Raw genomic sequence first — 25,240 nt, forward strand, 5'->3', positions numbered from 1 at the left:
GGCGTGCGATACATCTGCGCTTAATGGCGTGACCGTCATTGCCGCAGCGATCCGGCTGGCACAGGCGCGGATCGCCGGTTAGAAGTCGACAGGGATCGAATTGCCGTGTTACGCTGTACCTACCTGCCTCTCGCTCTGCTGGCGCTCGGCGCCCCGGCCATTGCCCCTGCGCAGACCTATGGCCCGACGCAAAGCTATGGCCCGGCGGTGGTCGACGAGCAGTATTACGAGATGTACCGCGGCGATTCCCTCGACATCAATATCGAGAAGGAAGCCGACTGGGCCAAGGTCGACGGCGAGGCGGTGGCGGCGATCCTCAGCACCGGCAACAAGCTGCGGCTGGTCGCGGTCAAGACCGGCAAGGCCGAAGTGACTGTGACCAATCACGAGAAGCTTGTCTGGCGCGCAGCCGTCGTCGTTCGCTGAGCCGCCAGAAGCAATCCGGGGCGGTTTCCCTTGCTTCGCAGCCGGTTTTCGCCTAGGCGCGCGCCCGTCCGACGGACAGTTCCCGACGATGCCCGGCGAGGATGCGCTTCCGGCGCCCCGCATCGCATTTGACGGTCCTGCCCCGAAGGCGCCCGTGACGGTATTCGGCCGCGCGGGCAGTTCGGCCACAAAGACCGGCGGATCCAACCGCCTGGCCGGAAAGACGTCAGTCCTAGCGAAGGCCGGGACGAAGTAGGATAATTGACACATGGCAACCACTGCCAACCCCACTCGCGACGATTTCGCGAAACTCCTCGAAGAACAGCTCGGCGGCGCCGGCGAAGACGGTTTCGAAGGCCGTGTCGTCCACGGCACCGTGACCGCGATCGAAAACGGCATGGCCCTGATCGACGTCGGCCTGAAGAGCGAAGGCCGTATTTCACTGCGCGAATTCGCTCGCGGCGAAGGCGATGAGCCGCTCAAGGTCGGTGACGACGTTGAAGTGTTCGTCGACCGTGTCGAGAACGCCGACGGCGAAGCGATGCTCAGCCGCGACCGCGCCCGCCGCGAAGCCGCCTGGGACAAGCTCGAAAGCGAATTCGGCGAAGGCAAGCGCGTCGAAGGCCGCATCTTCGGCCGCGTCAAGGGCGGCTTCACCGTCGACCTCGACGGCGCCGTGGCCTTCCTGCCCGGCTCGCAGGTCGATATCCGCCCGGTTCGCGACGTTGGCCCGCTAATGGACATGCCGCAGCCCTTCCAGATCCTGAAGATGGACCGCCGCCGCGGCAACATCGTCGTTTCGCGCCGCGCGGTCCTCGAAGAGACCCGCGCCGAACAGCGCAGCGAACTGATCGACCGCCTCACCGAAGGCCAGGTCATCGACGGCGTGGTCAAGAACATTACCGACTACGGCGCCTTCGTCGACCTCGGCGGCATCGACGGCCTGCTCCATGTGACCGACATGAGCTACAAGCGAGTCAACCACCCGAGCGAGGTGATCAACATCGGCGACACCGTCACCGTGCAGATCATCCGCATCAACCAGGACACGCAGCGCATCAGCCTCGGCATGAAGCAGCTGGAGAGCGATCCGTGGGACGGCGTGGGTGCCAAGTACCCGGTCGGCGCCAAGGTTTCCGGCACCGTCACCAACATCACCGAATACGGCGCCTTCGTGGAGCTGGAAGCGGGCATCGAAGGCCTCGTCCACGTCTCCGAAATGAGCTGGACCAAGAAGAACGTCCACCCGGGCAAGATCGTCTCGACCTCGCAGGAAGTCGACGTGATGGTGCTCGAGGTCGACGCCGAGAAGCGCCGCATCTCGCTTGGCCTCAAGCAGGCCCAGCGCAACCCGTGGGAAGAGTTCGCCGAGACTCATCCGGTCGGCTCGAAGGTCGAAGGCGAAGTCAAGAACGCCACCGAGTTCGGCCTGTTCATCGGCCTGCCCGGCGACGTGGACGGCATGGTTCACATGTCGGACATCGCCTGGGGCATCTCGGGCGAGGACGCGCTAGCTCTGCACCGCAAGGGTGAGCAGGTCGAAGCGATCGTGCTCGACGTGGATGTCGACAAGGAGCGCATCAGCCTCGGCATGAAGCAGCTCGAGAAGGGCGCGCCGGCTGCCGGCGGCGTCGCGACCTCGAGTGGCCTGAAGAAGGGCGACGTCGTCACTGTCACCGTCCTTGAAGTCCGCGATGGCGGCCTCGAAGTGCAGGCGGGCGACGATGGCGCGACCGGCTTCATCAAGCGCAGCGACCTCGGCCGCGACCGCGACGAACAGCGTCCCGACCGCTTCCAGCCGGGCGCCAAGGTCGACGCCATGGTCACCGGGTTCGACCGCTCGAAGAAGCCGAACTTCTCGATCAAGGCGCGCCAGATCGCCGAAGAGAAGGAAGCTGTCGCGCAGTTCGGTTCGTCCGACTCCGGCGCCTCACTCGGCGACATCCTCGGCGAAGCGCTGAAGGGCAAGAGCGAGTAACGCCAGGACCTCGTAGCGCGCTTGTGGACGTCAACCGTCCTCAAGTAGCGAAGCGATAGGACAACAAGAAGGCCCGCTTGCTCAAAGGAGCAGGCGGGCCTTTCCTATGGCGCGGCGCACGCGTAAATTCGCGACTCGATGCTGCAAGTCCACCAGTTCCCCTGCCTGAGCGACAACTACGGCTACCTGCTGCACGATCCTGCCAGCTACGAAACGGTTTGCATCGATACCCCCGATGCCGAGTCCTACCTGCGCGAGGCCGACGCGCAGGGCTGGCCGATCACCGCAATCTGGAACACCCACTGGCACCCCGACCACGCCGGAGGGAACATGGCGATCAAGGCCGCGACCGGCTGCGAGATCATCGCCCCGGCGATCGACGCGCCGAAGATCGAGGGCGTCGATCGCATGGTCAAAGGCGGCGACACGGTAATGATCGGCGAGTTCGCGGCCTACGTGATTGACGTTGGCGGACACACGATGGGACACATCGCCTACCACCTGCCCGAGGCGGGCATCGCGTTTGTCGGGGATTCGGTCTTCGCGCTCGGCTGTGGCCGGATGTTCGAGGGCACCGCACCACAGTTCTGGGCCAGCCTCCTTCGCATCAAGGCCATGCCGCTCAGGACGACGCTCTACTGCGCACACGAGTACACCCAGGCCAACGCCAGGTTCGCGCTCCATGCCGATCCCGACAACGAGGAACTGCGGCATTACAGCGAGGAAATCGACGACAGGCGCGCCACGGGCAAGCCGACCGTGCCGATGGTCCTGAAGCGCGAGCTGGCCACCAACCCGTTCCTGCGCGCCGACACGCCCGAAATGCAGGCCCGCTGGGGCGGCTCCGGCCCCGCCGAGACCTTCGCCGCGCTGCGGGCGGCGAAGGACAATTTCAGGGGTTAGTAACCGACGGTAAAGCGGCTGCGGATGGAGTTGCCCTGCTCCAGCTCGTCGACCATGGCGATGGCGTAGTCGGCGTAGCTGATCTTGCTCTCGCCGGCATCGTCAACCACCAGGTCGTCCTTGCCGAGCCGGAAGCTGCCCGGCCCCTTCCGGTCACCGACAAAGATGTTCATCGCCGGGGAGAAGAACGTCCAGGCGGTGTGCGCCTCCTTCTTCAGGTCGTCGAGGAAATCCATGCCCGGCTTGACGATCGGCTTGAGGAATTCCGGGAAACCCGCGGAATCGAACACCCGCACGCCTTCGGGGTTGGTCAGGCTGGCCGCGCCGCCCATCACCAGCAGCCGGTCGATACCGGCCTTCTTGACCGCACCGAGCAACGTCGAGGCCGGAACGTCGAAATGCAGCGCGCTGATGACCGCGTCGGCACCGGCGACGAGGCCGGGCAGCGCATCAACGTCGGAAGCATCGCCCGGACGCTGTTCGATATGATCGCCGCTGGGGAGCGTGTCGGCATTGCGCCCGATGGCGATCACCTCATGCCCGCGCGAAACGAGCTCCTTGGTGATCTCCGAACCGCCCTTCCCGCTCGCGCCGAGTACTGCAACTTTCATCACGCTCTCCTGACCTGTCTTTGCATAGCAACCTAACGGCAGCGTGCAGGCAGCGAAAGCCCGGAGTGCAGATACGACAGGGCCGCGCGGCGCCAATGGCGCCGCGCGGCCCTGCGAATTTCGGACCGAGGTCAAATGTTCGAGATGATCTCGTCGGCCAGCTTACTGTCTTCCTTCTCGCCATGCTTGGCGGCGATCAGCTTGCGGGCGGCCTCGGCAGCCGCGCTGGCGACCTTTGCGCGCAGTTCCTCGACCGCGCTACGCTCGGCCGTGGCGATCTTTTCTTCGGCCAGCGATTTGTGACGCTCGATCAGCGCAGTCGCGTCGGCCTTGGCCTTCTCGACGATCTCGGCGGCCTGCTTTTCGGCACCGGCGCGCAGGGCTGCGATGTCCTTTTCGGCGTCGGCAGTCTTCTTGGCGTAGCTGTCGCGCAGCGCCTCGGCCTCGGCGCGCAGCGCCTTGGCTTCATCGAGCTGCTTGCGGATGCCCGCAATGCGGTTGTCGAGGATGCCGGCGATAATCCCCGGCACGCCCTTCCAGAGCGCAATCGCAAAGACCATGATCATCGCCAGGGCGACATAGCCGCCCGGCGAAATACCGAACGCGGTCGGCTCGACGTGGTGTTCGGCTTCGGTGGCGGCGTGGGCGAGAATCTCAAGCACGGCTCAGGGCTTCCGCAACGGCGGTGCGAGCGGCGGCATCATCCACCTTCGAACCGGTCAGTTTGGCGACGATTTCACGGGTCGCATCGGCGGCCATGGCTTCGACTTCGGTCAGGGCCGAACGGCGCGCCTCGTCGAGTGCGGCAGAAGCCTCGTCGAGCTTCTTGGCAAGACGCTTATCGGCAGCCGCGACGCGCTTGTCGGCGTCCTTGGCAGCTTCTTCCTTGGCCTTGGCGGTGACCGCCTGGGCTTCGGCATGCGCCTCGTTGATCGTCGCGCGCCAGGCTTCTTCGGCCGTGGCGGCTTCCGCACGCAGGTGCTCGGCCGCGGCGAGGTCGGCGGCGATCTGTGCGTCGCGCTGGTCCACCGTCTCCTCTACCTTGGGGACGATCCCGCGGCCAACGAAGAAGTAGATCACGCCAAGCACGATCAGCAGCCAGAACCACTGCGACTGATAGACGAGGGCAAGTTGCGCAAGTTGGGGCATCGGATGGCCTTTACACGAAAATTCGCTGTCAGGACCCGGCGGCGCTTGCCGCCGGGCCGGCTGGATCAGCGCGCGTAGAGGATGATCATCGCGACGGCGAACGCCATCAGGCCGAGCAGTTCGGCCGCGGCGAAGCCGATGTACAGCGTACCGGTCTGGCTACCGGCAGCAGCCGGGTTGCGCAGCGCGCCCTGAAGGAACGAACCGAACACGAAGCCCACACCGGCAGCGGCGGCGCCGACACCGATCGCCGCGATACCGGCACCGATAACCTGAGCAGAAGCGAGTTCCATTTTGTTAACTCCGTTGGATAAATCGTTGAAAGACTAGTGAAGATTGACCGCGTCGTTGATGTACAGCGCGGTAAGAAGGGCAAACACGAAGGCCTGGATCGCACCCACCAGCAGCTCGAGCGCGCTGACGAAGGCGACGAACAGGAAGGCGAGCAGCGAAATGCCGTAGCCCATCGGACCGCCAGCGTTCAGGCCCTGCACCACGAAGTTGCCAAACACCTCGAGGAGGATGTGACCGGCGAACATGGCGATGAACGGACGCAGACCGAGGCTGAACGGGCGCACCATGAACGAGACGAACTCGATCGGCGCGATCAGCAGGGTCAGGATAAACGGCGTTCCCTTGGGCACGAACAGGCTGAAGAAGTGCAGCCCGTGCTTCCAGAAACCGACGCCGAGGACGATGGCGAAGCTGATGATCGACATCGTGCCGGTCACGGTGAACTGGCTAGTGACGGTAAACGGATGCGCGCCGGGGACGATGCCGAACGGCATGGCGCCGATCCAGTTGGCGGCGAGGATGAAGACGAAGGCGGTAAACACCCACGGCAGGTACTTGCGGCCTTCGGGGCCGATAGACTGCCGGGTGACGTTTTCGAGGAAGCCGGTCAGCATCTCGACGGCCGTCTGCCAGCGGCCAGGGACCAACTGGCGCTTGGTGCCGCCCCACATGAACGCCACGATCACCGCGAGGACGATGAGCATCCACAGCGCGGAATTGGTGAACATAAACGGCGATGCCTGCAGTTCTCCGCCGCCGAGCGACGTGATCTGGAACTGGTGCATCGGGTCGATCTTGGCGGGACCTGCCACTTGGTCGTCTTTCCTGTCCTTGGGAGCCTATTGGCCGTTCTTGTTCATCCGCACGACGTGAATGCACGCGCCGGCGAATGCCATGAACATGAGGATGATGGTGAGCCACGGCAGGGTGCCGAGGACGTTGTCGAGCACGAGGCCGATGATAATGCCGCCGAGCGGATAGCCGACCATCGTCGAGACGACCTGCATGCCGATCGCCGGGCCCGACTTGCTCGTGCCATGCTCTTTCGCGACGCGTTCGTCTTCCGCCTTGCGCGCGGCGGCAATGCGTTCCTCAAGCGAATCGATCTTAGGATCTTCGCCGATGGGTGCGTTATCGGGATCGTTGGCCACGATGAAGCTTTTGCCTCGCGCAGGGGTTGCAATGAAATTCGCGGCCAGAGTTGCCCCCGGCCGACGACGCGCCGCCATTAGGGGGGCTGGCAGGCCGAGTCAACCGCGGTTGCCGCGGTGCAAAAACGACAGCGCCGCCTGCCGGTCAGAAGCCGGCAGGCGGCGCAAGCCTATTCAATGATGTACGCCTTACGGACAGCGCGGATCGCGCACAGGAGGTCCGTTGCCGCGGGTCTGCCACGAACCATCGGGCGCCTGGTACTTTTCCCCCGGGGCGGTACGGGCAATTGCAAGACAACCGGCGGTGAAGGCGTATTCCTCGAGGGTAGCCGAGGCTGCTTTGGCCTTGTCGGCATAGACCGCGCGGCGCTTGATGTTGAGGTCGTCGACGAGCTGGCGCAGCGTCGCGTCCCCGGCACCGACGATCGCCAGGTAGCCATCCATCTTTTCGCCGATCTTGCCCGATGCGCGCGCCGCTTCGTAAGCCGGGTCACGCTGGGCAAAGGCCGGCCCGGCAAAGCCCGTCAGGGTCAGCGCGACCGCGGAAAGGGCCAGCGTGGCGCGATTAAAACCGGTGTGCATGCCATTCTCCATCAAAAGATGTCCGCATTCTCGTCGATCGTGTTCCCGGCGTCTTCGGCCAGGCGATAGATAACTTCCTGCTTGATGTTGATGTTGAGCTCAATGACGATAGGCTCGCTCGGTGCGTTGACCGAGATACAGCCGCCCGTCAGCATCGAGCCCAGCACCACCATCGCCGCAGTGCATGTCCGCAAACCCCCGTACATCGGTGGCTTATGCGCCGGACAGGCACCTTTGGTCAAATACACGGCTATCATGGGGTTACCTCGCTTTCGCGGCGCTGAATGGGCGGTTCATTGGCGGTCTGGTTGCCGGGCGGCGGCGCCGGCATCGGTGGATTCGCGGGCGGGCGTCTAATGACATTGCCGTCCTTGTCGAGCAGCCCGACGCTGGCATCGCGCGGGTCCTTCACGGCCGAGGGGTCATAAAGCGACTTCAGGTTCGAGAGCAGCTGGTAGAACGAGGCGCGGATATTGACCACGAAGCGGATCGGCAGGTTGCCGAGCCTGCGGGTGATGAAGTTCTTCTTCGCGCCCTCGCCCTGCCGCACGCCCTCGAAGCGGACCTGGGTGACGATCTCGCCAGTTAGCGGCCCGTTCATGACCACGGTCATGTGGTCGTAGTCGAGAGACTTGAGCGCATCGAAGGCGAAATTGGCAATCGCCCCCATGTCCTCGTAGGTCAGCGCGCCAACGTAGGAGACGTTGCCGGGCCCGCGCGCAGCCAGCTCCCCGTTGACGATGCGGCCGTTGCCCTCGGTATCGAACACCAGCGGCAGGCTGCCATCGAACACGCCGTCGGCGCTGATATTGCTGAGGTCCATGCGCTGGACGAACTGCGAAGCCTCGAGCCCCTTGATGTCGAGAACGTAAGTCCGCTCCTCCGAAACGCCGATGTTGAGCGCCACCGGGCGCAGGGTCAGCGTGCCGCCCATGAACGGCCAGGTGCCGCCGGTGACCGCCAGGACTTCGCCGTTCCTGACCTCGATGCCGATTTCGCCGTCGTATACCTCGATTCCGGGGTTGATCGCCTTGATCTTGAAGCGCTGGTCGGGCGCCGTCGTCAGGCCGAGCAGGTCGGTGAAGCGGACCGTGCCCGAAGCGCCGGTCACCGGGCCGAAGGCGGCCGCGAAATCGAGCGAATCGCTGCTAAAGCTGCCCGCGCTGGTGACGCCCAGCTCGTCCCAGTCGATCCGGCCCAAACCGGTGACCGTTCCGTTGACATTGGCCACCACGCCGAGCGCGAGATGGCTCAGTGCCTCGGGCTGCAATCCGCTGTCGAAGACGATGCCCGGCACGGCGAGGTCGGCGAAACCGCGCCCGGTGCCAAGGTCGTGGTGGATCGAGGCTATGGTGACCGTGCGACCCGACGCCGGTTCGCGCATTTCGGCGTTGGCGAGGATAACGTTGTTTTCGAGCGACAACGTCGCATCGCGCGAAACGAGCGGTTCGAAGCGCGCCTCCTTCTGGCGGTCGATCAGGCGGAACGCGCCGTCGGAGATACGCAGGACACCGCCCGAATAGGACCAGTTGCCGCTGGCATCGAGCAGGTCGAGCGGAACGGCGAACAGCTTTACGTCGGTGCCGTCGAAGCTTCCCGAGGCCCCCTTGCCGACATTGGCAGAAAGGTTGCTCAGCGCGAAGGTCGAGGCCGTATCGCGCGGCCCAAGCGAGACGCGCACGCTGCGCGCGGCGATGGTGCCCGGATAGGCGATGCCGACCGGGCCGCTGGCGATCGCAATCGGGGTCTGTCCGAGCCGGCCGCTGACGTCGAGCGACGGCGCGCCCGCGGCGATCTTTAGTCCTCGTCCGTCGTATCGCACTATCGGCTGACCACGCGCGGGGCACAGCTTCAGGCTGCGCCGGTCGAGTTCAAGGTTGGCGAAGCGCAGCGCGGCAAAGCGCAGGTCGGTGCAATCGCGCCACAGCGCCAGCCCTCCGGCGGACGACCAGTTACCATTGAGCGGAACCTCGAGATCGCGGGCAAAGCCTCCAGGCAGCTCGCCGCTCATCAGCGCGCGACCCGCGAAGCCGACCTTGTCGTCGCTCGAAACCAGCGACAGTCCGGGAATCGCCAGCTTGCCTCCCTCGGCGGAATACTCGGCCATGGTCAGGCGCGCGGCGAAGTCGGACCCGCCCCGGCGTTCGATGCGACCCTCGATCCGCGGCATCTCGTGCCCGCCGGTCGAGAAGTTGCCCGCGATGCGGGGAGTGCCGTCACCCGATGCACCGTACTGGAGGCGCGAGACGGCCAGCACCTTTTCGCCGGTGCCGCCGCTGACCTGCGCCTCCGGGATGACGACGGCGAGCACGTCGCCGGTGCGGCGCACTTCGGCCAGCCCCGACAGCGTGCTGCCCTGAGCCTCGCGCTGGATCGCGCCGCGCAGCTTGCGCAGCAAGGCGGCAGCGAATGTCTCGTTCGCACCCTTGGCCATGTCGGCGAGCGTCTTGTCGAGCGCCGATCCGGGCTTGATGCCGCTCCCGGCAAATTCGCCGTCCACGCGCACCCAGTCGAACCTGTCGCCGGCGCGCACCGTACCCTTGGCCGTAAAGGCCGCCAGGCTGGCCTGCGGATGGTTCACGTTCTCGGTCCCGACATCGTAGCTCGCGGTCAGTTCGGCATCGCGGAAGATTGCCTTGCCCTTGAGGACCAGCGATTCGAGCGTGACGGCAGCGAGCTTTGCGCCGTGTGTCTGGCCGATCAGGCCTGCTTCGATCCCGGCCATATCGCGGTCGAGGCGCAGGTCAGCGCTGATGGCCGTCTCGGCGAGGTCCACGCCAGCATCGACGCAAGTCAGCCCGGCGAGGCGTAGCGGCCCCTGGAACTGGGGCCGTTCGGCATCGATACCGATGCTTCCGTAGAGAGTGGCCCTGCTCGCGTCGCACCCCGCGCCCGCCAGTCTCGGTGCGGTTGCTGCCAACTTGCCGGAAAAGCCGCCGCGCAGGTGGCCCTTCCCCTCCGCCTTCATGCCGATGGGTCCGAATTCGCTCTCCAGCAGCGCACGCCCGTCGACGAGGTCGAGCGTCATGTTGGGGAATTCGAACGGCTCGGTGGACCCGCTGAAGACCAGCGGGTCGAGTGCGCCGAAACTCAGCTTGCCGCCGTAGTAGGTGCCGAACAGCCGGGGCCTGACCAACTTCAGGCTGGCGACACCCGGAAGGCCGAGGCGGTAGCGGATCACGACTTCAGCGCGTTCGACCGTAAGGTCCGGCCTGGTCGGGTCGCCGATGATTATGTTTTTCAGCACCTGCCTCCGCCCGCCGATGCGCTCAACCTCGTAGGTCGCCTGCACGCCCTTGCTCGCCAGCGCCGAGGCAATGACGTTATCGGCGATGTCCTTGCGCTGGACCCAAAATGCTATGAACGCGAGCGTTAGGATCAGCAGGAACGGAAAGATAATCCAGCGCCGCCAGAACGAGCGCCGGGGTCCCGGCTCGCCCGGGTCGGGGGAGGTCGCAGCGTCCTCGGCCATTGCCGCACACTTGCGCGAGGCGCGTGGTAAAGGCAATGCGGCATTCGCACGGGGAAAGGGTCGGCGTGTCGCGAAATCAGCCGGAATCAGTCACTAAGACTGCGCATGATGGTGCCGGGCATCGCGCCAGGCTGCGCCAGCGGCTGCTCGACGGCGGGTCCGAGGCGCTGGCCGATTACGAAGTGCTCGAATACCTGCTTTTCGCCGCCATCCCGCGCGGCGACACCAAGCCGGCGGCCAAGGCGCTGCTCGCCCGGTTCGGCTCGCTCGCCGGGGTGCTGAAGGCCGATCACCATGCGCTTGCCGAGGTGGACGGCGTGGGCGAATCCAGCGCCGCCGCGCTCAAGGCCGTGGCGTTCGCCGCGCGGAGAATGGCGCGCTCCAAGGTGCGCGAGAAGACTGTGCTGGGCAGTTGGCAGGCGCTGCTCGACTATCTGACGATCGACATGGCGCACCTGACGATCGAGCGGGTGCGGATCCTCTATCTCGATGCGCGCAACCGCCTGATCCTCGACCACCTGGCGCAGGAAGGCACCATCGACGAAGCGGCGATCCATCCGCGCGAGGTGGTCAAGAAGGGCCTCGAAGTCGGGGCCAGCGCGCTGATCCTCGTCCACAACCACCCGAGCGGCAATCCCGAGCCAAGCCGCGCCGACATTCAGATCACCCAGCGCATTGCCGAGGCAGGGAGGCTGCTCGGCATCGTCGTCCACGACCACGTGATCATCGGCAGTGAGGGGCACACCAGCCTCAGGGCCAAGGGCCTTATCTAGGGATCGCAGGTCGTCCCCGGCCCGGCGTCGAGGTCGAGGCAGCGGCCGTCGATCTCGCCGGCAGGTATAGCCACCTCTGCCAGCGCCGCCAGCGTCGGCACGATATCCACGGTGCGCACCGCGAGCGGTTGTTCGAACCCGGACATGCCCTTGCGCCAGAACAGGATCGGCACGCGGCGGTCGACGTCCCACGGCGACCCATGCGTCGCGACCGAGGCTTTCACCGGGCGTGCAATCGACGAGACGCTCGACTTCAGCAGCACGACGAAATCGCCCGAGTGAGGCGCGTAGTACGATGCGCGTGCCCGGTCTTCGAGCGTCCACTCGTCGACCGGCCCGGTCGGCACCGGACGGGCGGCCAGTTCGGCTGCATCGAACACCGCCGCAACCTGCGAGGAAGCCCTGAACTTTGCGATGGCCGCCGCCTTCACCTTCGCCTGCACATCGGCGGGCAGCGCCCGATTGACGTAGTAGTCGCCGGTCGGACCACCGAGCAGCGGAGCTGGAAGCGTGGCATCCAGCCCCAGCTCGGCAGCGACGGCGGATCCGGCATCGCGGGCGCTGAGCCCGGGATCCCTGCGGCTCGCCGTCGGATCGCCCTGCATGACGATGCGCTCCGGCAGGTCCTGCCCGCCATGGTCGGCGGTCAGCACCACGGCATAGTCGATGCTCCTGGCGTCGAGGAAATCGAACATGCCGGCAAGCGAGCGGTCGAGCGCTTCCTGCTGGATACACATTTCGACGCCCTGCGTGCCGTAGGCGTGGCCGATGTAGTCGTTGGCCGAAAGGCTCAGGCTCAGCACGTCGGTTGCCGCGCCCTGCCCCAGCCGCATCGTATCGACGAGCTTCTCGGCCACCTCGATGGTCCAGCGGTCGAACGCAGGGCTGGTCTTGAAGTTCTCGTCATTGCCGCCCGGCCGCGCGAAATGCCCCGTGCCGACCGAAAGGACATCGTTCACCGGGATCGCCCGTTCGAGATCGCGACACCACTCCGGCACCGCCACGTCCTCCGTGGGAGCGGCGAACTCGAGGGCGAGACGGGCGTTGACCTCAGCTACGACCGGATCGACCGGCTTGCCGGGCAGCGTCACGAACTGGCCCTTCTTCCAGAAATAGGCTGCGTCGATCGCCTTGCCGCCCATCATCAGCGCGGCGCGATCCTTGCCCGATACGGCGACATTGCGCGATGCAGGCTCGACTCCGTGGATGCGTTCGCCGAGCGTCGGCACCAGCAGGTGCTGAGAGGATTCGACGTAGCGCGAGTGATCGGTCCCCGGAGCGCTCTCGTCCTCGGCGCAGTAGACCTCCTTGTCCGCGCGGGCGATGCCCTGGTCGATCCAATAGTTGCCGACGATTCCGCTGCGCGCCGGGTTCGCCCCGGTCATGATCGCCGCATGGCCCGGGCAGGTCTCGGTCGCGGAATGGCCGTGGTAGCCCGAAGGAAACACCGCCCCCTCGGTCAGCCGCTTGAGGCCCCCGGTGTAGTGCTCGCGGTACTGCGCGAATTCGGCGGCGGAGAACTGGTCGACGACAATGGCGACGATCAGCTTGGGCGGATCGCCCTCATCGCCAAGCGCCGGACCTGTTGCCAGTAGGCCAATTGAAGCCAGCGCCGAGGCGGCAAGCTTGCGTAAGAAGGCCAAGAATCAAACCCTCCGAATGCGACGGTGCCGCAGCCGATAACCGAGATTTCGAGCACTTGTGTGACAGGCGATTAGCCTACCGCACGCTGATTCCATAATGGGCGTACTTGCGCTCCAGCGAGGGATCGCGGGCCAGTGCGGCAGCGATGTCGTCGGAGCCCTTCTTGTCGCCCATCGCCTTGCGCACCACTCCGCGCATCAGGAGCGTCGGGCTGAGCTCGGGGCTAGACAGCAGCGCAGCATCGATGTCGTCGAGCGCTTCCTGCAGGCGGCCGAGCCGGAAGTAGGCCATCGCCCGGCTGTCGAGCACCGGCGGCGACCAACTCGATTGCTCCACAGCGCGAGTGCAGACCTGCGCGAGGTCGTCGGGCTGGTAGTTCCAGCTTGCCTTGAACCAGCACCGCGCGTTGAGCATGGTCGGGTCGCCGGGGCGTTCGGCAAGCAGGTCCTCGATCTTTGCGAAGCCATCGTCCTTGCGCCCGGCCTGGGCGTAGAGATCGCTGAGTTCCATTCCGATCGACTGGCGCTCGTTGGCGTCGCCGTCGAGGTTCTCGACAATGGCGATGGCCTCATCGACCCGATCGAGTTCGGCCAGGATCTGCGCCTCGTAAATCGCCGAGCCGACCGAGGGATCAAGGTCGGATGCCGCGCGGGCATCGGCCAGGGCGTCGTCGAGCCGTCCGAGGTCCAGCAGTAGCCCCGACCGTGTCCAATAGGCTTGCGTGTCGGGCGCCAGTTCGATTACCTTGTTCATGTCGGCCAACGCACCATCGCGATCATAGGTGCCGCTGCGGAAGCGGGCGCGGTTGAGGTAGTTGTCGGCGTCGTCCGGTTTTCTTTCGATCAGTTTGGCGTAAGCCTGCTCGATCGGCGCCAATCGCGAACGGTCCCTCTTGCCGGCGAATTCGAAGCGCCGGGAAACGTCACGCGGTGCTTCGAGCGTGAGCGCGAGCGAGCCGAGGCGACTGGCGCGCGAACGCTCGGCCATCGCCTGGTCGGCGGGGAGTTCCCCGCCCTGCGAAGTGGCGAAGTCGGTCACGAAGAAGCGATTGCCCTCGATCTTCGCGCTGCGTTCGAGGTGCGTCCCGGCAATGTCCTCGTCAAGCGTGGTCTTGCCTTCGAGTTCGAACTTCCCCTCCGTATCGGGGAGCAGGATCGTCACCTCGTTCATCTGTGCCGACGGTCCGTCGAGCTCGACCGGGATTTCACTCCACGCCTTGCGCGATCGGTCGGGCTTGAACTCGAAGCCGGTTGTCACGAGGTTCAACTGGCGCTTGCCCTGCCCGCGATCCCAGCGCCAGAGCGTGGTCATCAGGCCTTTCACTTTGACTATGGCCCGGTTGTTGGCGGCATCGAATGTCATCGATCCTTCGATGACCTGAGTAGGCCCGATCGAGGAAGCCACGAATCCCGCGATCAGGTCGTCCATCTGGTCCTTGCCGGCCTGATCGATAAGCGCGCGCAATGTGCCGGCGAACGATCCGCCGACCGTCCACTCGGCGTCGAACAACATCGGCAGGTCGAGACCGGGGCGATTGTCATACGTAATCTTGATGCTGCGGTCGAACTGTCCGCTCCGGCGCGGCGTCATCGCCACAAGTCCGGCGCCCTCAGCCCGCACTGGCAAGGCATTGCGGAACGGCGGGACCGCCTTGAGCGTCGCCAGCGTCGCGCCCGAATCCGTGCCGTCGAGCCAGTATTCTTCTCCGCCGAGCGTGGCGTGGACGATGATGTGGTCGAACGCGCCCGGCATCGGCAGCATCTCGGACACCGCATCCCCTGCGACCGAACTGACCAGGGCGGGCTCGGCCTTGATGTCCATCGCGTGCAGCAGCGCGAGCAGCAGCAGGGTCTTCGCCTTGCAGTCGCCGTAGCGCTTCTGCCAGGTGTCCGCCGGGCTCTGCGGAATATAGTTTCCGCCTTCCATCCCAACGGCGAGGTAGGCCACCTCGTCCTGCACCAGTCGCAGCGCTGCGGCCATGCGCGTCATCTTGTCGTCGCTCGCGGCGACGATCTTCGCCACTTCGGCGGCGAGGGGGCTGTCCGCAGCGATCGTCCCATCGGTCGCATAGAGCGGGGCCATGACGCTGGAGACTTCCTGCCAGCCGGCGAAGCTGCCGGCCTGCAGAATGTTCGGCAGCTTGAAGCGCGCGGGCGCGTCGCCAGGCATGTCCTCTGGCTTGGCCAGAGGCAGCATCACAGTAATCGATTCGAACCCGCCGGCTGCGACCGGCTCGGGCAGGTGGAGCGGGTGCGTGGTCGACCAGCGGATGTCCGAGCCCACCGGCCACGACAGCTGCACACTGGCCGACTTGGCGTCGACCGGGGCGGCGATCAGCGGGACGACCGCCTGCACTTCCTTGCCCAGAGTCTGGTCGGAAACCGTCATACTGTAGGCAACGCGCAGGATATCGCCGACGCGCAGCCCCGGCACGGTCATAGTCGCGGTCATCGCCCCGGTGAGCGTGCGCTGTTCGAGCTGCTGTTCGCGCCGCAGGACGTCGAACTTGGAGCCTTGGGCCAGCACGTCGATCGTCTCGGCGCCGCGAATTATTTCCACGCGGTGGATGATCAGGTCGCCCTTGTCGGGCAGCCACGGCGCCTGGATCGTGCCGAGGGTATTGAGCATCTGCGGATTGTCCACCCGCAGGGCGCGATCGGTGTAGTTGGTGACTGTCCCTTCGACCAGGCGCCGCTCGTCGTCGTAGAGTACGATCGTCGGGCCTTTGGTATCGGCCGGCAGCGGCTTTACCGAAACCCAGGCCGGGGCCGGCTGGTACAGCGGTTCCTCGCCCGCCATCGCAGGTGCCGTGATTGCCGCAGAAGTCAGCAAAAACAGGTGCTTGTACATTATTTGAGCGCCCCTTCATGCGGCCCTGACCGCAAATAGGCGGGCACAAAACCATGCCCGCGCCGGCAATGCAAACGCATTTCCTTCGGCACCTGCACCTTGCTATCGCGGCGCGCTGCTTCTAGCGGCTGCGGCATCCCGTCCGCTCCGGAGTCCCCGATGGTCCCCCGCTATTCCCGCCCCGCCATGACCGCCATCTGGGAGCCGGAAGCGCGCTATCGCATCTGGTTCGAGATCGAGGCCCATGCGACCGACAAGCTCGGCGAGCTCGGCGTCGTCCCGGCCAGTGCGGCCAAGGCTCTGTGGGACTGGTGGAAGACCGATCCGAAGATCGACGTCGCCGCCATCGACGCTATCGAGGCCGTCACCAAGCACGACGTCATCGCCTTCCTCGACTGGGTGGCGCAGCAGGTCGGCCCGGAGGCGCGATTCATGCACCAGGGCATGACCAGCTCCGACGTGCTCGACACGACGCTGGCAGTGCAGCTTGCCCGCTCGGCCGACATCCTGCTCGAAGACCTCGACGCCCTGCTCGCCGCGCTCAAGCGCCGGGCGATGGAGCACAAGTACACGCCCAGCATCGGCCGCAGCCACGGCATCCATGCCGAGCCGGTAACTTTCGGCCTCAAGATGGCCGAGGCCTATGCCGAATTCAGCCGCGCCCGCGCCCGCCTCGTCAACGCCCGCGCGGAAATTGCCACTTGCGCGATCAGCGGCGCGGTCGGCACCTTCGCCAATATCGACCCGGCGGTGGAAGAACACGTCGCCGAGCGGCTCGGCCTCGCGGTCGAGCCAGTCTCCACGCAGGTCATCCCGCGCGACCGCCACGCCATGTTCTTCGCCACGCTGGCGGTCATCGCCAGCTCGATGGAACGGCTCGCGGTCGAAATCCGCCACCTGCAGCGCACCGAGGTGCTCGAGGCCGAGGAATACTTCAGCCCGGGCCAGAAGGGCTCGAGCGCGATGCCGCACAAGCGCAACCCGATCCTGACCGAGAACCTGACCGGGCAGGCGCGGGTCATCCGCAGCTATGCCATGCCGGCGATGGAGAACGTCGCGCTCTGGCACGAACGCGACATCTCGCACTCATCGGTCGAACGCTTCATCGGCCCCGATGCCTGCATCACCCTCGATTTCGCCCTCGCCCGTCTCGCCGGGGTGATCGACAAGCTCCTGGTCTATCCCGAGCGCATGAAGAAGAACCTCGACCGCATGGGCGGGCTTGTCCACTCGCAGCGCGTGCTGTTGGCCCTGACGCAAGCCGGGCTGACCCGCGACGACGCCTACCGCCTGGTCCAGCGCAACGCGATGAAGGTGTGGGAATCCGACGGCGCGCTGTCTCTGCTCGACCTGCTCAAGGCCGATCCGGAAGTCTCCGCCGCGCTCAGCGACAGCGAACTCGAAGAGAAGTTCGACCTCGATTACCACTTCAAGGCGGTGGACAAGATCTTCGAAAGGGTCTTCGGCTGATCTACCTATAACCCTTCGGGGGGACAGGTTTACCCGCACTTTCCTTCCGTCAGTATTACACCTAGGTTTGCGGCAACCATGAACTAGGGAGACGAGGCCCAATGCAAATCGTCCGCACGATAGTCTGGGTGCTGCTGCTGGTGGCGCTGCTCATCTTCACGGTGTTCAACTGGCAGCCGGTGACGATCAAGATCTGGGAAAACCTGGTCCTCGAAACCAAGATCCCGGCATTGGTGATCGTCTCGTTCCTGCTCGGCCTCGTGCCGATGTGGCTGCTGCACCGCGCCAACAAGTTCTATCTCGGACGCCGCATCACCTCGCTCGAAACTGCTGCGCGCACCGCTTCGACGACACCCGTTGCGCCCACTCCGACGCCGCCCCCAGATCCGGTGGTGAGCGAGGAACCCGTTGGCGACCTGAAGCCGGAGGGTCAGTGACCAATCCGGTCTATCTCGCCCTCGACCTGCCGCAACTCGATGCAGCCAAGGCATTGGCCGAACGGGTCAAGTCGCACGTCGGCGGCTTCAAGCTCGGCCTCGAATTCTTCTGCGCCCACGGCCACCACGGCGTTCACGAGATCGCCCATGTCGGCCTGCCGATCTTCCTCGACCTGAAGCTGCATGACATCCCCAACACCGTGGCGGGCGCGATGCAATCGATCCACGTGCTCGAACCGGCGATCGTCACCATCCACGCCAGCGGCGGGCGGGCGATGATGGAGGACGCCAAGGCCGCCGCGGCGGATAGCTGCAAGGTCGTCGCGGTGACCATGCTCACCAGCCTCGACGAGCGCGACCTCCTGCGCACCGGAGTCTCCGGCAGTGCGCACGACCAGGTCATGCGGCTCGCCGAGCTGGCCGAAGCGGCCGGTCTCGACGGCATCGTCTGCTCGGGCCACGAAGTCGCCGGGGTCCGCAAGCAGTGGAAGGACGGTTTCTTCGTCGTCCCCGGCCTGCGACCGGCGGGCAAGGCGACCGGCGACCAGAAGCGCGTCGTCACCCCGCGCCAGGCCCGCGACGACGGCGCCAGCGTGCTGGTGATCGGCCGCCCGATCAGCCGCGCAGATGACCCGGAACTGGCGGCGCGCGAGATCGAGGCGACGCTCTAAGGCTCCTCATCCAAGTTCAGCATGACGAATGGGGGATGGTTCGCTAGGGACCCCCGCCATGTCCGAAGATACCGAAATCAAGATTTGCGGGTTGTCGACGCCCGAGACGGTCGATGCCGCGGTGGACGCGGGGGCGACTCACATCGGGCTCAATCTCTACGAGCCGAGCCCGCGCTATGTCACGGTCGAGCAGGCGGTGAAGCTGCGCCGCCGGGTGCCGCCGTCGGTCAAGGTCGCGCTCGTGGTGGTCAACATGGAGGCCGAGCCGACTGCCCGGGTGCTCGACGCGGTTCGCCCGGACATCATCCAGTTCCACGGGCTGGAAACGCCCGAATGGCTCGCGCTGATCAAGAACAACACTCCGCTGGAGGTGTGGAAGGCCTGGGGCGTGCGCAACGCGGATTCCCTCGCCAACGCGCTGAAATACAAGGATGCGGTGCACAGGATGCTGTACGATGCGCCAGCCCAGAAGATGCCCGGGGGGACCGGCACGGCGATCGACTGGTCGATCATGGAAGGCTTCCGGCACCAGATTCCGTGGGGCCTGGCGGGAGGGCTTTCGCCGCAAAACGTCGCCGAGGCCATCGCCCGCACCGGCGCGCCGCTGGTCGATGCCTCCTCGGGCCTCGAAACCGCGCCGGGCGTCAAGGATGTGGACCTCATCCGGCAATTCTGCAAAGCGGCGCGCGAAGCCTGATCTCCGCTTTCGGGCGCGTGAAGTCGGGATGAAGCGGGGCATAGCAATCGTGTCTCGACTTCGTTCGACACGAACGGCAAGGGAAGTCCATGGAGAATAGTCCGAATTCCTTCCGCACCCAGCCTGACGAGCGCGGGCACTTCGGCCAGTTCGGCGGCCGCTACGTCGCCGAAACGCTGATGCCGCTGATCCTCGACCTCGAGAAGGAATACCGCGCGGCCAAGGCCGACCCGAGCTTCAAGGAAGAGTTCGACGACCTGCTGGAGCACTACGTCGGCCGCCCCAGCCCGCTCTACTTCGCCCCGCGCCTGACCGAAGAGCTTGGCGGCGCGCAGATCTGGTTCAAGCGCGACGAGCTCAACCACACCGGCGCGCACAAGATCAACAACTGCATCGGCCAGATCCTGCTCGCCATGCGCATGGGCAAGACCCGCATCATCGCCGAGACCGGCGCGGGTCAGCACGGCGTCGCCACCGCCACGGTCTGCGCGCGTTTCGGCCTGCCCTGCACCATCTTCATGGGCGCGACCGACGTTGCCCGCCAGCAGCCCAACGTGTTCCGCATGAAGCTGCTCGGCGCCGAGGTCGTGCCGGTCACCAGCGGCGCGGCGACGCTGAAGGATGCGATGAACGAGGCGCTGCGCGACTGGGTCGCGAACGTCCACGACACCTTCTACATCATCGGCACCGCCGCCGGACCGCACCCCTATCCCGAGCTGGTGCGCGACTTCCAGAGCGTGATCGGCAAGGAAGCCCGCGAACAGATGCTCGCCCGCACCGGCCGCCTGCCCGACCTGCTCGTCGCGGCGATCGGCGGCGGCAGCAACGCCATCGGCCTGTTCCACCCGTTCCTCGACGATCCCGACGTCGGGATGCTCGGCGTCGAGGCGGCGGGTCACGGGCTCGACAAGCAGCACGCCGCGAGCCTCGCCGGCGGCTTCCCCGGCATCCTCCACGGCAACAAGACCTACCTGCTGCAGGACGAGGACGGCCAGATCACCGAGGCGCACTCGATCAGCGCCGGTCTCGACTACCCCGGCATCGGCCCCGAGCACGCCTGGCTCAAGGAAACCGGCCGCGTCGAATACACAGCCGTGACCGATGACGAGGCGTTGGACGCCTTCCAGCTCCTGTGCCGCACCGAGGGCATCATCCCCGCGCTCGAGCCGAGCCACGCCATCGCGGCGATCGTCAAGCGGGCGAAGGAGATGCCGCAGGACAGCGTGATCCTCGCCAACCTGTGCGGCCGCGGCGACAAGGACATCTTCACCGTTGCCGAGGCGCTGGGAGTGGAGATGTGAGGCGCAGCTTCTTAGAGGCTCTGCGCATTGGCCTCGTTTACAGCTTAATATTCGCGATGTGCCGAGTCGTTGGCTTCTGGCTCGTTTCACGCCCGATCGATATCTGGCTCGAGCTCACAGTCATGATTGTCGCTGCGATTGCTATCACTATGCTCAAATGGCGCACAAAGTGGCTCGGATGACCCGCCTCGCCTCCGCCTTCGCCAAGCCTCACCCGGCCCTCGTCTGCTTCATCACCGCGGGCGACGGCGACACCGCCGCCAATCTCGACGCGCTGGTCGCGGGGGGGGCGGACGTGATCGAGTTGGGGATGCCGTTTACCGATCCGATGGCCGACGGCCCGGCGATCCAGGCGGCGAACCTGCGCTCGCTCGGCGGGGGGACGAAGACCGCCGACGTGCTGAGGATCGCGACCGACTTCCGCGCTCGCCACCCGGACGTGCCGCTGGTGCTGATGGGCTATGCCAACCCGATGGTCCGCCGCGGACCGGAGTGGTTCGCCGAGGCCTGCACCAGGGCCGGCGTCGATGCAGTAATCTGCGTCGACCTCGCGCCGGAAGAGGACCCGGACCTCGGCCCCGCGCTACGTGAGGCGGGGATTTCGCTGGTCCGTCTCGCCACCCCGACGACCGACGCCTCGCGCCTGCCGACCGTGCTCGAAGGCTCCTCGGGCTTCCTCTACTACGTCGCGGTCGCCGGGATCACCGGCAAGCAGCAAGCGGCGATCGAATCGATCGAGAGCAACGTCAGCCGCATCAAGCGCTCGACCGACCTGCCGATTGCTGTCGGTTTCGGCGTGCGCACGCCCGAGCAGGCCGCCGAAATCGCCCGGGTCGCCGATGGCGTGGTGGTCGGATCGGCGCTGGTGGAAATCATCGCCGAGCATGGGGCCAATGCACCCGCGAAGCTGCGCGAGCTTTCCGCGGCGCTTGCCGCGGCGGTGCACGAAGCGAGAAATTGATACAACTTCGTCATTGCGAGCGTAGCGGAAGCGAAGCTGGCCTTGGCCAACCAATCCAGAGCGTCCCGCAAGCCGCCCTGGATTGCCGCGGGGCTTCGCCCCTCGCAATGACGAAACAAGTAGTCTAGAGGCCCGTCCCATGAGCTGGCTCACCCGCGTTCGCAATTCGCTGCCCTTCATGCAGAAGCGCGAGACCCCGGATAACCTCTGGGTCAAGTGCCCCGGCTGCAGCGAGATGCTGTTCACCCGCGAATACGAGGAAAACCTCAACGTCTGCCCGCGCTGCGAGCACCACGGCCGCATCGGCGCCGACGTGCGGCTCGAACAGATTCTCGATCCGGGCTACCGCCTGCTGGCCGCGCCGGAAGTGCGCGAGGACCCGCTCAAGTTCCGCGATTCCAAGCGCTACACCGATCGCCTCAAGGCGGCCCGCGCCAGCAACCCGCACAACGATGCCTTCACCGCCGCGGTCGGCACGATCGAGGGCAAGAAGGCCGTGGTCGGTGTGCAGGACTTCACCTTCATGGGCGGATCGATGGGCATGGCGGTGGGCGAGGCCTTCTGCGACGGCGCCCAGCGCGCGCTCGACGAGAAGTGCGGCTACATCGTCGTCACCGCCGCCGGCGGGGCGCGGATGCAGGAAGGCATCCTCAGCCTGATGCAGATGCCGCGCGCCACGGTCATGACCCGGCGGCTGCGCGAGGCGGGCCTGCCCTACATCGTCGTGCTGGCCGATCCGACCACCGGCGGCGTCACCGCGAGCTACGCGATGCTCGGCGACGTGCACATCGCCGAACCGGGCGCGCTGATCGGTTTCGCCGGGCAGCGGGTGATCCAGGAAACGATCCGCGAAAAGCTGCCCGAAGGCTTCCAGCGCGCCGAATACCTGCACGAACACGGCATGGTTGATATGGTCGTAAAGCGCAGCGACCTGCGCCCGACGCTGGCGAACCTGCTCGGCTATCTCGCTCCGGCAGAGGCGGCCTGACACGCGGCCGATCGGCCGACAGCGCGCATTTCCACTTTCCTACAACGGTCCAATCGTGCTGAGCAGATTTCGATGCTGCTTCCTTTCTTCCTTGCGCCTGAATTGCACCTCGCCGCCCAACGGCATTTCGCGTCCGGGTCTGGAAGAAATAGCGAGTGCCGAGTTTTTGCCCAGGACACTGTCAACAGTGTCAACCGGGTGTGACCTTCGCGGAGTGATGACGTGAAAGACTTCGCCACCTCCGACAACCCGCTAGTCCAGGCCCAGCTCAACCGGCTGTCGCAGCTCTCGCTGCCGCAGGGGCGGCTCGGGCTGGAGACGATCCACGAACTGCTCGCGCGGCTCGGCGATCCGCACAAGCGACTGCCGCCGGTGTTCCATGTCGCCGGGACCAACGGCAAGGGATCGACCTGCGCTTACCTGCGCGCGATGCTCGAAGCGCAGGGACTGGTGGTGCATTCCGCGATCAAGCCGCACCTCGTGCGTTATAACGAACGCATCCGGATTGCCGGCGAACTTGTGTCCGACGAATTGCTCGCCAGCCTGCTCGAGGAAGTGCTCGACGCCAGCGACGGGCTCGACCCGAGCTTCTTCGAGATCACCACCGCCGCCACCTTCGTCGCCTTCGCGCGCTATCCAGCCGACGCCTGTGTGATCGAGGTCGGCCTTGGCGGACGGTTCGATGCGACCAACGTCATGGACAGGCCCGCGGCCTGCGGCATCGCCACTCTCGGCATCGATCACGAGGCCTTCCTGCTGGTACCTGAGGAAGGCGCGCCGACCGAACCCATGGTGCGCATCGCCTTCGAGAAAGCGGGGATCGCCCGAGCCGGATCGCCACTGGTAACGCAGAGCTATCCCGATCCGGCTGTCGAGGCCGAAATCGCCATACGCGCGGACTTCGCCGGGGCCCCGCTGCACATGCGCGGGCAGGACTGGTGGGCCGATGTCGGCGAGACGATCCGCTACCGCGATGCGAAGGGCGAGTTGGAATTACCCCTCCCCTCCCTGCCCGGCCGCCACCAGGGCGACAATGCCGCGCTCGCCGTCGCGATGCTGCGGCATCAGGATGCGGTGTCGGTCTCGCCCGAGGCCATGGCGGAGGGACTGCGCACGGCGAAGTGGCCGGCGCGCCTTCAACTGCTTGTCGAAGGGCCGCTCACCGCGCGCGCGCCGGGCCATGAAATCTGGCTCGACGGTGGACACAACGCGGATGCCGGGCTGGCGATCGGCCGCCACTTCGCCGGGCAGGACATCCATCTCGTTATCGGAATGCTGGCCAACCGCAATCCGGACAACATCCTCGATCCGCTCGCCGGCCGCCTGCTCAGCATCACCGCGGTTCCGATCGAGGGCAGCGACTGCCACCGCGCCAAAGCCTACGCCAGCAAGGCCAGATGGGCCGATTCCGTCGAGGAAGCGCTGAGCGGCCTGCCCTCCGACGGAAGGCCGGTGCTGATCGCCGGATCGCTCTACCTCGCCGGGAAGGTCCTCGAAGCGAACGGGGAGATCCCCGACTGAACGACGCTACTTGAAAACTTCGCGCTCATTCGTCTCGCCGGCAGTGCCCATCGCCGCATCTACCAGCCCGGTGCGCATCATCCACCAGAACAGCAGGATGCCCGGCAAGGCGGCGACGGTCGTGAGGATGTAGAAGTCCACGTAGCCGAAGGTCTCGATCATCGCCCCGGCGGTCGTGCCGGTCAGGAACCGGCCAACGATGCTCGCCGCGGCCGAGATGAGCGCATATTGCGAGGCCGTGAAGCGCAGGTCGCACAGCGCCGAGAAGTAAGCGACGACGACGACGCCGCCGTACCCTGAGGCGATGTTCTCGAAGCCGATCGCCCCGGCCATGCCCCAGTTGCTGTGTCCCGCGGCCGCCAGCATGGCGAAGCTGAGGTTGGAGATCGCCATCAGGATCAGCGAGATGAACACCGAGCGCTTGAGCCCGAGCTTTGCATAGAGCACGCCGCCGATGAAGACGCCGATCAGGTAGGCCCAGAAGCCCATGCCGACGTCGTAGAGCGCGATCTCGTCATTGCTGTAGCCGAGGTCGTCGAACAGCAGCCGGAACGTCAAGTTGGCCAGCGTGTCGCCGATCTTGTGCAGCAGGATGAACAGCAACACGATCAAAGCGCCCGAGCGCTTGAAGAACTCGACAAAAGGTCCGACAAGCGCCGCCCACATCTCCGCAAAGCCCTTGCGCTCCGCCGCCGGACGACGCCGCGCCGGTTCGCCAAGGACGAGCGCCGTAATTATTGCAGGAAGCGCAAAGGCAGCGCAGGCCATGTAGGCGATTTGCCAGCCGAAACGTGCTGCCAGCACTAGTGCCAGCGCGCCTGCCGCCACAGAACCGATCCGCCAGCCGTACTGGCTCATCCCTGAACCGACGCCGAGCTGGTAGGGCTTGAGCGTCTCGATCCGGTAGGCGTCGATCACGATGTCGTATGTCGCACCGGCAAACCCGACCAGCACGGCAGACGTCGCCATCCACACGATGTCGGCGTTGGGGTCAGCCAGAGCGAGATTGATGACCGCCGCCATGACCATGACGCCGGCGACAAGCATCCATGAAACGCGTTGCCCCAGACGGCCCAGCACCGGGATTCGCACACCGTCGATGATCCACGACCACAGGAACTTGAAGTTGTAGACCAGGAACGCGAGGCTGAATGCCGTGACGGTCGATTTCTCGATCCCGTCCTGCGCCAGCCGCGTGGTCAGCGTCGCGGCGATCATCGCATAGGGAAAGCCGCTGGAAACGCCGACGAAGAACGCTGCGAGCGATTCCTTTTCGAGGTAAGGCTTGATCGAACCCCACAAGCTGCGCTCCTGCGACGGCAGCGTCTGTTCGATCTCGCGCATGGACACGTTTCTCCCCG

Annotated in this window: 24 protein-coding genes; 12 read left to right on the forward strand and 12 right to left on the reverse strand. The window is 65.7% G+C overall.

Going from position 1 to position 25,240, the window contains the following annotated elements:
• The first annotated feature begins 105 nt into the window (after window positions 1-105).
• From GRI89_RS06300 to gloB, 3 genes are all read left to right on the forward strand, one after another.
• The gene (locus GRI89_RS06300) at window positions 106-426 is read left to right on the forward strand and encodes a hypothetical protein (protein ID WP_159793325.1); all 321 of its coding nucleotides are present in this window, start codon (window positions 106-108) and stop codon (window positions 424-426) included.
• A gap of 268 nt (window positions 427-694) precedes the next feature.
• Window positions 695-2,404, forward strand: a complete 1,710-nt coding sequence (gene rpsA, locus GRI89_RS06305) for a 30S ribosomal protein S1 (RefSeq protein ID WP_159793327.1) — start codon at window positions 695-697, stop codon at window positions 2,402-2,404.
• Between the two features lie 138 nt (window positions 2,405-2,542).
• On the forward strand, window positions 2,543-3,307 hold the full coding sequence (gene gloB / locus GRI89_RS06310; RefSeq protein ID WP_159793329.1) for a hydroxyacylglutathione hydrolase: 765 nt from the start codon (window positions 2,543-2,545) through the stop codon (window positions 3,305-3,307).
• Here gloB and GRI89_RS06315 read toward each other — a convergent pair.
• The 9 genes from GRI89_RS06315 to GRI89_RS06355 all read right to left on the reverse strand — a co-directional run bounded on the left by GRI89_RS06315 (window position 3,304) and on the right by GRI89_RS06355 (window position 10,566).
• On the reverse strand, window positions 3,304-3,918 hold the full coding sequence (locus GRI89_RS06315; protein ID WP_159793331.1) for an NAD(P)-dependent oxidoreductase: 615 nt from the start codon (window positions 3,916-3,918) through the stop codon (window positions 3,304-3,306). The genes gloB and GRI89_RS06315 overlap by 4 nt on opposite strands.
• Before the next feature lie 131 nt (window positions 3,919-4,049).
• Complete coding sequence (locus tag GRI89_RS06320) at window positions 4,050-4,580, reverse strand: F0F1 ATP synthase subunit B family protein (RefSeq protein ID WP_328598117.1); 531 nt, start codon at window positions 4,578-4,580, stop codon at window positions 4,050-4,052.
• Entirely contained in the window at window positions 4,573-5,067 is a 495-nt protein-coding gene (locus GRI89_RS06325) for a F0F1 ATP synthase subunit B family protein (RefSeq protein ID WP_159793333.1), read from the reverse strand. Before GRI89_RS06325 ends, GRI89_RS06320 begins: the two co-directional genes overlap by 8 nt.
• Window positions 5,068-5,132: 65 nt before the next feature.
• Window positions 5,133-5,360: an ATP synthase subunit c family protein gene (locus GRI89_RS06330; RefSeq protein WP_159793335.1), complete on the reverse strand. Its 228-nt coding sequence runs from the start codon at window positions 5,358-5,360 to the stop codon at window positions 5,133-5,135.
• Between the two features lie 33 nt (window positions 5,361-5,393).
• Window positions 5,394-6,146, reverse strand: coding sequence for a F0F1 ATP synthase subunit A (locus GRI89_RS06335; protein ID WP_159793817.1), 753 nt, complete (start codon window positions 6,144-6,146; stop codon window positions 5,394-5,396).
• A 54-nt stretch (window positions 6,147-6,200) separates the two neighbouring features.
• A complete protein-coding gene (locus GRI89_RS18250) occupies window positions 6,201-6,512 on the reverse strand; it encodes an AtpZ/AtpI family protein (protein ID WP_159793337.1) in 312 nt (103 codons plus the stop codon).
• A gap of 189 nt (window positions 6,513-6,701) precedes the next feature.
• Window positions 6,702-7,094, reverse strand: coding sequence for a YdbL family protein (locus GRI89_RS06345; protein WP_159793339.1), 393 nt, complete (start codon window positions 7,092-7,094; stop codon window positions 6,702-6,704).
• Between the two features lie 11 nt (window positions 7,095-7,105).
• A complete protein-coding gene (locus GRI89_RS06350) occupies window positions 7,106-7,267 on the reverse strand; it encodes a YnbE family lipoprotein (protein ID WP_159793819.1) in 162 nt (53 codons plus the stop codon).
• Between the two features lie 80 nt (window positions 7,268-7,347).
• Window positions 7,348-10,566, reverse strand: coding sequence for an intermembrane phospholipid transport protein YdbH family protein (locus tag GRI89_RS06355; RefSeq protein ID WP_159793341.1), 3,219 nt, complete (start codon window positions 10,564-10,566; stop codon window positions 7,348-7,350).
• Window positions 10,567-10,601: 35 nt separating this feature from the next.
• On the opposite strand from GRI89_RS06355, the gene radC reads away from it, so the two are divergent.
• Complete coding sequence (gene radC / locus GRI89_RS06360; RefSeq protein ID WP_159793343.1) at window positions 10,602-11,339, forward strand: RadC family protein; 738 nt, start codon at window positions 10,602-10,604, stop codon at window positions 11,337-11,339.
• On the opposite strand, the gene GRI89_RS06365 is transcribed toward radC, so the two are convergent.
• Complete coding sequence (locus GRI89_RS06365; protein WP_159793345.1) at window positions 11,336-12,982, reverse strand: alkaline phosphatase family protein; 1,647 nt, start codon at window positions 12,980-12,982, stop codon at window positions 11,336-11,338. The two genes, radC and GRI89_RS06365, sit on opposite strands and share 4 nt — an antisense overlap.
• A gap of 76 nt (window positions 12,983-13,058) precedes the next feature.
• Window positions 13,059-15,833, reverse strand: a complete 2,775-nt coding sequence (locus tag GRI89_RS06370; protein ID WP_159793347.1) for a DUF3857 domain-containing protein — start codon at window positions 15,831-15,833, stop codon at window positions 13,059-13,061.
• 159 nt (window positions 15,834-15,992) lie between these two features.
• Between GRI89_RS06370 and purB the strand changes: the two genes are divergently transcribed.
• The 8 genes from purB to GRI89_RS06410 all read left to right on the forward strand — a co-directional run bounded on the left by purB (window position 15,993) and on the right by GRI89_RS06410 (window position 23,879).
• Window positions 15,993-17,303: an adenylosuccinate lyase gene (gene purB, locus GRI89_RS06375; RefSeq protein WP_159793349.1), complete on the forward strand. Its 1,311-nt coding sequence runs from the start codon at window positions 15,993-15,995 to the stop codon at window positions 17,301-17,303.
• 101 nt (window positions 17,304-17,404) lie between these two features.
• Complete coding sequence (locus tag GRI89_RS06380) at window positions 17,405-17,740, forward strand: DUF1049 domain-containing protein (protein WP_159793351.1); 336 nt, start codon at window positions 17,405-17,407, stop codon at window positions 17,738-17,740.
• Window positions 17,737-18,411, forward strand: coding sequence for an orotidine-5'-phosphate decarboxylase (gene pyrF, locus GRI89_RS06385; RefSeq protein WP_328598118.1), 675 nt, complete (start codon window positions 17,737-17,739; stop codon window positions 18,409-18,411). The genes GRI89_RS06380 and pyrF overlap by 4 nt, the downstream gene beginning before the upstream one ends.
• A gap of 58 nt (window positions 18,412-18,469) precedes the next feature.
• Window positions 18,470-19,108, forward strand: a complete 639-nt coding sequence (locus tag GRI89_RS06390) for a phosphoribosylanthranilate isomerase (protein WP_159793353.1) — start codon at window positions 18,470-18,472, stop codon at window positions 19,106-19,108.
• Between the two features lie 89 nt (window positions 19,109-19,197).
• Entirely contained in the window at window positions 19,198-20,409 is a 1,212-nt protein-coding gene (gene trpB / locus GRI89_RS06395; RefSeq protein ID WP_159793355.1) for a tryptophan synthase subunit beta, read from the forward strand.
• A 178-nt stretch (window positions 20,410-20,587) separates the two neighbouring features.
• Window positions 20,588-21,370, forward strand: a complete 783-nt coding sequence (gene trpA / locus GRI89_RS06400; RefSeq protein WP_159793823.1) for a tryptophan synthase subunit alpha — start codon at window positions 20,588-20,590, stop codon at window positions 21,368-21,370.
• Window positions 21,371-21,509: 139 nt separating this feature from the next.
• Window positions 21,510-22,358, forward strand: coding sequence for an acetyl-CoA carboxylase, carboxyltransferase subunit beta (accD, locus tag GRI89_RS06405; RefSeq protein WP_159793356.1), 849 nt, complete (start codon window positions 21,510-21,512; stop codon window positions 22,356-22,358).
• 222 nt (window positions 22,359-22,580) lie between these two features.
• The gene (locus GRI89_RS06410; protein ID WP_328598119.1) at window positions 22,581-23,879 is read left to right on the forward strand and encodes a bifunctional folylpolyglutamate synthase/dihydrofolate synthase; all 1,299 of its coding nucleotides are present in this window, start codon (window positions 22,581-22,583) and stop codon (window positions 23,877-23,879) included.
• A 6-nt stretch (window positions 23,880-23,885) separates the two neighbouring features.
• Here the strand turns inward: GRI89_RS06410 and GRI89_RS06415 are convergent, their stop codons facing one another.
• Entirely contained in the window at window positions 23,886-25,223 is a 1,338-nt protein-coding gene (locus GRI89_RS06415) for an AmpG family muropeptide MFS transporter (RefSeq protein WP_159793357.1), read from the reverse strand.
• Window positions 25,224-25,240: the final 17 nt, after the last annotated feature.

The organism is Croceibacterium salegens (assembly GCF_009827435.1).
GTDB lineage: Bacteria > Pseudomonadota > Alphaproteobacteria > Sphingomonadales > Sphingomonadaceae > Croceibacterium_B > Croceibacterium_B salegens.

Bases quoted from the DNA above. Each gene is read 5' to 3' on its own strand.
- rpsA (WP_159793327.1), top strand. From the start codon at position 695: ATGGCAACCACTGCCAACCCCACTCGCGACGATTTCGCGAAACTCCTC.
- gloB (WP_159793329.1), top strand. From the start codon at position 2,543: ATGCTGCAAGTCCACCAGTTCCCCTGCCTGAGCGACAACTACGGCTAC.
- GRI89_RS06315 (WP_159793331.1), bottom strand. From the start codon at position 3,918: ATGAAAGTTGCAGTACTCGGCGCGAGCGGGAAGGGCGGTTCGGAGATC.
- GRI89_RS06325 (WP_159793333.1), bottom strand. From the start codon at position 5,067: ATGCCCCAACTTGCGCAACTTGCCCTCGTCTATCAGTCGCAGTGGTTC.
- GRI89_RS06330 (WP_159793335.1), bottom strand. From the start codon at position 5,360: ATGGAACTCGCTTCTGCTCAGGTTATCGGTGCCGGTATCGCGGCGATC.
- GRI89_RS06335 (WP_159793817.1), bottom strand. From the start codon at position 6,146: ATGCACCAGTTCCAGATCACGTCGCTCGGCGGCGGAGAACTGCAGGCA.
- GRI89_RS06345 (WP_159793339.1), bottom strand. From the start codon at position 7,094: ATGCACACCGGTTTTAATCGCGCCACGCTGGCCCTTTCCGCGGTCGCG.
- GRI89_RS06350 (WP_159793819.1), bottom strand. From the start codon at position 7,267: ATGGTGGTGCTGGGCTCGATGCTGACGGGCGGCTGTATCTCGGTCAAC.
- GRI89_RS06355 (WP_159793341.1), bottom strand. From the start codon at position 10,566: ATGGCCGAGGACGCTGCGACCTCCCCCGACCCGGGCGAGCCGGGACCC.
- radC (WP_159793343.1), top strand. From the start codon at position 10,602: ATGCGGCATTCGCACGGGGAAAGGGTCGGCGTGTCGCGAAATCAGCCG.
- GRI89_RS06370 (WP_159793347.1), bottom strand. From the start codon at position 15,833: ATGTACAAGCACCTGTTTTTGCTGACTTCTGCGGCAATCACGGCACCT.
- purB (WP_159793349.1), top strand. From the start codon at position 15,993: ATGGTCCCCCGCTATTCCCGCCCCGCCATGACCGCCATCTGGGAGCCG.
- GRI89_RS06380 (WP_159793351.1), top strand. From the start codon at position 17,405: ATGCAAATCGTCCGCACGATAGTCTGGGTGCTGCTGCTGGTGGCGCTG.
- GRI89_RS06390 (WP_159793353.1), top strand. From the start codon at position 18,470: ATGTCCGAAGATACCGAAATCAAGATTTGCGGGTTGTCGACGCCCGAG.
- trpB (WP_159793355.1), top strand. From the start codon at position 19,198: ATGGAGAATAGTCCGAATTCCTTCCGCACCCAGCCTGACGAGCGCGGG.
- trpA (WP_159793823.1), top strand. From the start codon at position 20,588: ATGACCCGCCTCGCCTCCGCCTTCGCCAAGCCTCACCCGGCCCTCGTC.
- accD (WP_159793356.1), top strand. From the start codon at position 21,510: ATGAGCTGGCTCACCCGCGTTCGCAATTCGCTGCCCTTCATGCAGAAG.
- GRI89_RS06415 (WP_159793357.1), bottom strand. From the start codon at position 25,223: ATGCGCGAGATCGAACAGACGCTGCCGTCGCAGGAGCGCAGCTTGTGG.